This window comes from Brachyspira pilosicoli, from assembly GCF_019402445.1.
GTDB classification, from domain to species: domain Bacteria; phylum Spirochaetota; class Brachyspiria; order Brachyspirales; family Brachyspiraceae; genus Brachyspira; species Brachyspira pilosicoli_B.
In genome coordinates, this window is record NZ_SRZM01000096.1 from 1 (window position 1) to 8,306 (window position 8,306).

General features: G+C 29.0%; 6 protein-coding genes. 3 read left to right on the plus strand and 3 right to left on the minus strand.

The genetic code is table 11. From position 1 onward, the window contains the following. The first annotated feature begins 40 nt into the window (after positions 1–40). Complete coding sequence (locus E6A48_RS03870; protein ID WP_219708709.1) at positions 41–811, plus strand: hypothetical protein; 771 nt, start codon at positions 41–43, stop codon at positions 809–811. Between the two features lie 370 nt (positions 812–1,181). Continuing rightward, entirely contained in the window at positions 1,182–1,577 is a 396-nt protein-coding gene (locus E6A48_RS03875; protein ID WP_101503394.1) for a hypothetical protein, read from the plus strand. A gap of 102 nt (positions 1,578–1,679) precedes the next feature. Here the strand turns inward: E6A48_RS03875 and E6A48_RS03880 are convergent, their stop codons facing one another. The 3 genes from E6A48_RS03880 to E6A48_RS03890 all read right to left on the minus strand — a co-directional run bounded on the left by E6A48_RS03880 (position 1,680) and on the right by E6A48_RS03890 (position 7,188). Beyond that, the gene (locus tag E6A48_RS03880) at positions 1,680–2,624 is read right to left on the minus strand and encodes an ADP-ribosylglycohydrolase family protein (RefSeq protein ID WP_219708712.1); all 945 of its coding nucleotides are present in this window, start codon (positions 2,622–2,624) and stop codon (positions 1,680–1,682) included. Positions 2,625–2,918: 294 nt separating this feature from the next. Next, positions 2,919–6,110, minus strand: a complete 3,192-nt coding sequence (gene carB / locus E6A48_RS03885; RefSeq protein ID WP_219708713.1) for a carbamoyl-phosphate synthase large subunit — start codon at positions 6,108–6,110, stop codon at positions 2,919–2,921. Continuing rightward, positions 6,103–7,188, minus strand: a complete 1,086-nt coding sequence (locus tag E6A48_RS03890) for a carbamoyl phosphate synthase small subunit (RefSeq protein WP_219708715.1) — start codon at positions 7,186–7,188, stop codon at positions 6,103–6,105. The genes carB and E6A48_RS03890 overlap by 8 nt, the downstream gene beginning before the upstream one ends. A gap of 340 nt (positions 7,189–7,528) precedes the next feature. Between E6A48_RS03890 and E6A48_RS03895 the strand changes: the two genes are divergently transcribed. Continuing rightward, positions 7,529–8,188 carry a suppressor of fused domain protein gene (locus E6A48_RS03895; protein ID WP_013243220.1) on the plus strand — a complete coding sequence of 220 codons (660 nt, stop codon included), beginning with the start codon at positions 7,529–7,531 and terminating at the stop codon, positions 8,186–8,188. The last annotated feature ends 118 nt before the right edge of the window (positions 8,189–8,306 follow it).

The following is an 8,306-nucleotide window of genomic DNA, read 5'->3' on the forward strand; positions in this document are numbered from 1 at the left end:
ATATTATATATAAGATATTATAAAATTGGTGGTGCAATTTATGAAAAAAATTATATTTTCTATTTTTGTTTTTATTTTTATAACAGCTACAAGTTTTGCTGCTAGTGGATTTGAGTTTATTTTAAATGTTCCTATTGGTATGAGTTTTGGGGTTTATGATTATGATTTAACTGATTGGGGAGAGTATTATAATAATCTTCATAATGGTGAAGTTAGAAATGCTATCGGTAAAAATAATGGTATTGGTTTAGATGCTGGTGTTTCTGCTCAGCTTGGGTATATGTTTGCTATTAATAATAATATGGGTGTAAGTGTGCTTGGAGAATTAGGTTATAGTCATGATAGTTATTCTTATATAAGCAAGCTTGATAAAAATATTTCTGATACTTATACTTTTGAAAGCCTTCAAGTTGGAATACTTCCAAAGTTTAATATTTATAATTTTGCTATAGGTATTGGTGCTGGAGTGAAAGTGCCTTTAGCTGGTAAATATTATTATAAAATAGGAAGTGTTAAAGGCAGTACAAAAATTGATTATAATTATATTTCTAGTAATTTTCTTACTAAAGTTATACCTTATATAAAATTAACTTTTGATTATTCTATATTCTTTGCACAAAACTTAGCTATTAATGTTGGTTTATATTTAGGATATGATTTTGGTTTAGAGCCTACAGTATATTCTATAAACAATAATTTTATTAATAATTATCCTGCCTTTGGTAATTTCTTGGCAGTTGAAGATGTTTCTTATTCTAGTTTTGATATAGGTTTGCAGGTAGGATTTAAGTTTGGTCCTAGCACAAAATAGTTTTATTCATATAAGTTTTATTATATAATTTTTGTTATTTAAGAAAGGAAATAGTCCATTTATTTGGGCTATTTCTTTTTTATATTAGAAATGAGTTATATGAAAAATATTTTTAAGATGTGCCAATGATATAATAAATATGCTTACAGAAGAAAAGAGAAGAATGATATAAAAATATAAAACTCCTGATGAAATAATGTGTATAGAATATTATAAGGCAGTATCATAATATAAAAACTTTTGATGAGTTTAATGAATGTATGAGTGGAGAGTTAGAGATAATTTAAACTGAATAATTGGGTTTTAAAATTCCTTGATATTTATTTTTATGGGTTTATAATATATTATAGTAATTAGAAAGGCGGTTTATATGGAAATAGGTGCTTATAGAAATTCAAATAACATTGCAAATATTTCAGCTATTTCAGCAAGCAAAAAAACTCCAATAAGCGAAGTAGGTGTATGTAAAACTTGTGCCAATAGAACATATCAAGACGGCTCTAATGATATAGGAGTATCTTTTAAAACACCAACACGTATAAGCCCATCTAATGCCCCATCAGCTGTAGCCTCTCATGAACAAGAGCATGTTGCAAACAATGAAAGAAATGCTCAAAAGTCTGGAGGTGAAGTATTATTTCAAAATGTTACATTAAACACATCTATATGCCCAGAATGTAAGAGAGTTTATATTTCTGGAGGCGTAACAAAATCAGCAATATCAGCCCCAAAAGATAAGGGAAATAATGTTGATGCTTATGCTTAATAATTAGCAAAAATATTTAAATATAATTAAGCAATAGGGCATTATACTAAAGTTTATATTATAATTATTTTGTATATTATAGAGAAATTAGTTTTTGTTATATTAATTATAAAAAAAATTATTACAAATATTAATTATCAATTCTTTATTAACTAAAGTATCAATCCACTTACTTGGAATATTATCTATACCGTAATACAAACCTGCAAGTCCTCCAGTAACTGCCGCAGTAGTATCTGTATCATCGCCCAAATTAACAGCTTTTAATACAGCATCTTCATAATTTGAAGTATTTAATAATATCCATATAGAAGCCTCTAATGTATGAACAACATATCCGCTGCTTTCTATTTTTACATCATTAATTTTTTTAAAATCAGAGTCAAATATTCTTTCGTAATTATTAAGCTCTTTTTCATTTTTATAATAATCAAAAGAATCTTTTAATGCTTTATTAATAGCTTCTTCGATATTCATGTCATTTATTAAATTTAATGCTATGGCAGTATATATTACACAAGCTATCAAACTTCTTTTATGGGAATGAGTTAGTGAAGAAACATTGTATATTATATTTATAACTTCATTACTTTCAAATAATTGACTATCAAAATATTTATTTATGTAAAATGCAATAGGAAGTATCCTCATTAAAGAACCATTTCCATTGCTGTATTCATCATATAGTCCGCATTTTATAGGATTTTTTCGGATTTTATAATTATCTATAGCGTCACTTGTTGTTATTCCAATATCAAATGTATCTCCGTCAGCAGTATATTTACCATTATCATACCATAATATAAAACTATTCATAATATTATTATAATTTATATTTTTATTATTCAAATTATCAAGTAAACATAATGTTAAACTCGTATCATCAGACCAAGTGCCTGCTTTTTTATTATGAGTGCCGTATCCAATCATATCTTTACAAGGATTCTTTTTAATAATATCCCTATAAATAAATTCATAAGGAACACCTAAAGCATCACCAACAGCTAGACCTAATATTGCAGATTTAAGCTTATTTTCTAAACTCATATATTAATCCTAATTATGAAATTGTATTAATAAATTTATTATAAATATTTTTTGAATTATTAAAAGCATTTAAAATAAAAAAGATGAATAGAAAAAATCTACTCATCTTTTTAAATTTATTATTAATATATACTTAAAATTTTTAAGTTTATTATTGTTCTTTTGGGTAAGCCCGTCGCATACACTCTGAGGACTTCGGTCAGATATTATTTTTAGTATGCATGTATATGTGCTCCCTAAATCCCCAAATATTAAGAAATATTAATTCTATAAAGTATATTTGTTTCAGTATAATTAAGCAATAGGCATTATACTAAAGTTCATAGATTCTATTACTTTAAGCAAAGCATATGCTGTATCTAATGAAGTAATACATGATATATTATTTTCAGCAGAAGCACGTCTCAATTCTAAACTATCAGAATGAGTTTTGCTGTTGGTTGCTATTGTATTAATAACATAATCAACTTTTCCTAGTCTTATAGTATCTATTATATCTTCAAATCCGCTTTCATAAATCTTTGAAACTTCTTTTATATAAAGCCCTTCTTTTCTAAGGAAATTAGCAGTTCCTTTTGTAGCATATATTCCATAGCCTATATTAGAAAATCTTTTTGCCATATCTACAATTTCAGGCTTATCATCATCTGCTATTGTAAAAAGAACATTTCCTTGAAGAGGTATTTTTATTCCGCTTGCAATTAGTGCTTTATATAATGCTTTTTCAAAGTTAATGTCAAAGCCTAATGCCTCACCTGTACTTTTCATTTCTGGTCCAAGCACAGTGTCTACTTTTCTTAATTTGGCAAAAGAAAATACAGGAGCTTTAACAAATACTTTATTAGATTCTTTTTTATATAAATCATTATATCCTTGCTCTTTTAATGATTTTCCAAGTATGCACATTGTAGCAATATTAGCCATAGGTACATTAGTTATCTTGCTTAAAAAAGGTACTGTTCTGCTGCTTCTAGGATTAACTTCAAGTACATAAACATTATCATCTTTATCAACTATAAATTGTATATTATAAAGCCCTATAAAATTAAATCCTTCTCCTATTCTTTTGGTATAATCAATAATACTGTCTTTTACTTTTTTTGAAATAGTTTGAGGAGGGTATACGCTTATAGAGTCTCCAGAGTGAATGCCCGCTCTCTCTATATGCTCCATTATGCCTGGTATAAATACATTATGCTCACTGTCAGAAATAGCATCAGTTTCTATTTCTTTTCCTACAATATATTTATCAATTAATATAGGAGCTTTATTGCTAACTTCTTTTACAGCAGTCTCCATATATATTTTTAAAGCAGCATCATTATAAACTATCTCCATAGCACGTCCACCTAATACATAACTAGGACGCACCAAAACAGGATATCCTATTTTGTTTGCTATAACTAAAGCCTCATCAACAGTTATAGCAGTTTCCCCTTTAGGCTGAGGAATATTTAGAGCCTTTAACATCTCTTCAAACTCATGTCTATCTTCTGCTCTGTTAATATTTTCTAAAGAAGTGCCAAGTATATTAACCCCATGCATTACAAGTTTTTCAGCAAGATTTATTGCAGTCTGACCGCCAAATTGCACTATAACTCCTTTAGGTTTTTCAAGCTCCACTATATGCATAACATCTTCTATAGTGAGAGGTTCAAAATAAAGTTTGTCAGATATTGAAAAGTCTGTTGATACTGTTTCAGGGTTATTATTTATTACTATAGCCTCATAACCTGCCTCTCTTATAGTCATAACAGAATGCACAGTAGAATAATCAAACTCCACTCCCTGACCAATTCTTATAGGTCCAGAACCTAAAACAATAATGCTTTCTTTGTCGCTTCTAATAGATTCATTTTCTTGTTCATAGGTAGAATAGAAATAAGGCGTCTCACTTTCAAACTCTCCCGCACAGGTATCAACCATTTTGTATACTGGAACTATATTATTTTCATGTCTTAATTTGTATATATCAATCTCTTCCATTGCCCAAACTTTGGCTATATAACTATCTGAAAAACCTCTCTCTTTAGATTCTCTTAAAATATCTATATCCATTTTATTTTTAGATAATTTATTTTCTAACTCTATTATATTTTTTATTTTATCCAAAAAGAATTTATCAATATGAGTAATATCTATTATGTCTTTTATATCTTCTTTTCGTCTTATAAGTTCAGCTATAATAAATATTCTCAAATCATCTCTTAATTCAATACGCTCCCACAATTTTTTTGTAGTATATTCAGAAACATCTTTATGAATAATATGCTCGCATTTTATTTCAAGAGAGCGAACAGCTTTTAGAAAAGATTCTTCAAAATTACGTCCTATGCTCATCACTTCTCCTGTAGCTTTCATTTGTGTGCCTAATTGTCTGTCGGCATTAGGAAATTTATCAAATGGAAGTCTTGGGAATTTTGTAACTATATAATCAATAGAAGGCTCAAAACAAGCAAAACTTTTTTTAGTGATAGGGTTAAGTATTTCATCTAAAGTCATACCCACCGCTATTTTTGCACTTATTTTGGCAATAGGATATCCTGTAGCTTTACTAGCCAAAGCACTAGAACGAGATACCCTAGGATTAACCTCTATTATATAATACTTAAAACTATTTGGGTCTAATGCAAGCTGCACATTACAACCCCCGCATATTTTTAAAGCTCTTATTATTTTAAGGCTCACATTTCTAAGCATTTGATTTTCTCTGTCACTTAATGTTTGACAAGGAGCAACCACTATACTATCTCCCGTATGTATTCCAACAGGATCAACATTTTCCATATTACATACTACTATTGCATTGTCATTATTATCACGCATAACCTCATATTCTATTTCTTTGTACCCCGCAATGCTCTTTTCAACCAAACATTCATGAACAGGGCTTATTTTTAAACCAGTTTCGCATATCTCAATTAATTCTTTTTCATTGCGTGCAAATCCGCCCCCAGTTCCTCCAAGTGTATATGCAGGACGCACCACCAAGTGATAACCTATTTTATTTGCAAACTCTATTGCCTCTTCAACACTATGCACAATCACGCTTTCAGGTACTGGCTCATTTATATCATTCATAAGCTTCTTAAAAAGCTCTCTGTCTTCTGCAGTGTTTATGGCATTCAAATCTGTTCCTAATACTTCAACATTATATTCATCTAGTATACCGCTTTCAGCTAGTTCAACAACTAAGTTTAAACCAGTTTGCCCTCCAAGAGAACCTAATATAGCATCAGGTCTTTCTTTATAAATTATTCTCTTAGCAAAATCCAAATTAATAGGCTCTATATAAACTTTATCTGCTATAGCGGCATCAGTCATTATTGTAGCAGGATTTGAATTGATAAGCACAACTTCGTATCCTTCTTCTTTTAAAGACTGACAAGCCTGTGTGCCAGCATAATCAAACTCTGCAGCCTGTCCTATAATTATTGGACCTGAACCTATTACTAATATTTTTTTTATATCTGTTCTTTTAGACATTTTTCTCTCCGTAATTATTATTCATCATATCAATAAACTTATCAAATAAATACTTGCTGTCCTCTGGTCCTGGATTAGATTCTGGATGATACTGAACAGAGAATACTGGGAATTTTTTATGTTTTAAGCCTTCGCAGCTTTCATCGTTTAGAGATATATGAGTTAAAATTAAGTCTGTATTATGTAAACTCTCTTTTTCAACGGCATAACTATGATTTTGACTTGTAATGCTTACTTTATTAGTTTCCAAATCTTTAACAGGGTGATTTCCTCCTCTGTGTCCGAACTTTAATTTAATAGTGTTAGCACCGCATGCCAAACTTATTAATTGATGCCCCAAACATATTCCAAATATTGGCACATTTCCTATAAGCTCTTTTATTGTATTGATTGATTCTCTTACATCTTTTGGGTCGCCTGGTCCATTTGAAAGCATTACTCCGTCTGGATTTAAACTCATTATAGTTTTTGCATCTGTATCATAAGGCACTACTATTAAATCGCAATCTCTTTTGCTTAACTCTCTTATTATGCCAAGTTTTGCACCAAAATCCATTAACACAACTTTTTTTCCTCTGTTTGGTATAGGAAAAGCATTCTTTGTAGAAACTCTTTTAACATGGTCATTCATATATGGTGTTTCTTTTAGCATTTTTACTATATCATCTTTATTTTCTATAGTGTCGCTCATTATAGCTTTTAATGTTCCTACTTCTCTAATCTTTTTGGTTATAGCTCTGGTATCAATATTTTCTATGGCAGGAATATTTTTTAGTTTCAAAAACTCATCTATAGTTTCTGCATTCCTAAAATTATTAGGGCTTTTACAGGCCTCTTTTACTATAAGACCAAATATTGCAGGATTAAGACTTTCAAAATCATCTCTGTTTATGCCGTAATTTCCTATTAAAGGATAAGTCATAACAGTTATTTGCCCGCAGTATGATAAATCGGATAACACTTCCTGATAACCTGTCATAGATGTATTAAAAACTAATTCACCTATTTTAAAATTATCAGCACCAAAACCAATGCCTTCATAATGACTTCCGTCTTCAAGTATTAAATAACGTTTCAAATTTTGCCTTCCTATTATTCTAAATTTTTTTTAGATTTTTAGTTGAAATAAAAAAAAGATTGGAAATCAACCGAAAGTCAATCTCCAATCTTTTTCTAAGATTATTATAAAACTGCTTAATTCGCAGAATATTTTTTATTGTAAATCGTTTAAAAATCATAACCTTGTTTTAATTTGTTTTTATTCTCAACAACTATAACATATATAATTAATATTACAATCATTTTTTATAAAAACAAAATAAATTAAATAATAATTATTTATATTTTAATAAAAGCCTTGAAAAATAATTATTTATGCTGTATTTTATAATAATTAACATAATAATTCGGAGAATAAAATGATGAGTAATGAAGATTTAAACGAAGAGATAAATACATCAGGTTTCGACGCTATCACAGAAACATTTGAGAAAATATATCCTGAACAAAAAGAACCTCTGCATTACAGACCTATAATAAGTTATATGCTAGGCGGAAAAGACCCTCTTGACGGAATAAGTATTTACAGAGGAAATGGATACTATCATTTTGTTACTTACGGATTCAGTGAACTTTATGAAAAAGAATCAGAGAATAAAGAGTATAGCGGATTTGGTTTTGAACTTACTTTCAAATTAAAAATGAATGAAAAACAAATTAATAATACAAAAGATGATGATACTCAAGATAATGAAATAAAAACTGCAGTAGGATTTTTACAGCAATTAGCAAAATATGTATTTGAAAGCGGTGCGGTTTTCAATCCTTATGAATATATATGGACTAAACAAAAAGAAGGAATTGATGCCGAACAGAAATCAAAAATCACAGGCTTTATCACTATACCAGATGAAGCAGGAGAAATAAATACTCCAAATGGAAAAGTTATTTTTGTTGAGCTTTTAGGGGCGACAGATGCTGAGCTTAATGCTATATATGATAAAAAAATTACAGTAAAAGATTTAGCTCAAAAAATAGGAACAGACATAACAGATTATAGTAGAGAATCTTTATTATAAATTATAAAAATTGATTATTAAAAAACTAAATTATAATTTATCAAATATTTTGAAACAGTATATACTACAAATTTTTAACTTTCTTCATTTTTATTATTTGTGGGAACTAGCCCCTGCG

Bases quoted from the DNA above. Each gene is read 5' to 3' on its own strand.
- E6A48_RS03870 (WP_219708709.1), top strand. From the start codon at position 41: ATGAAAAAAATTATATTTTCTATTTTTGTTTTTATTTTTATAACAGCT.
- E6A48_RS03875 (WP_101503394.1), top strand. From the start codon at position 1,182: ATGGAAATAGGTGCTTATAGAAATTCAAATAACATTGCAAATATTTCA.
- E6A48_RS03880 (WP_219708712.1), bottom strand. From the start codon at position 2,624: ATGAGTTTAGAAAATAAGCTTAAATCTGCAATATTAGGTCTAGCTGTT.
- carB (WP_219708713.1), bottom strand. From the start codon at position 6,110: ATGTCTAAAAGAACAGATATAAAAAAAATATTAGTAATAGGTTCAGGT.
- E6A48_RS03895 (WP_013243220.1), top strand. From the start codon at position 7,529: ATGATGAGTAATGAAGATTTAAACGAAGAGATAAATACATCAGGTTTC.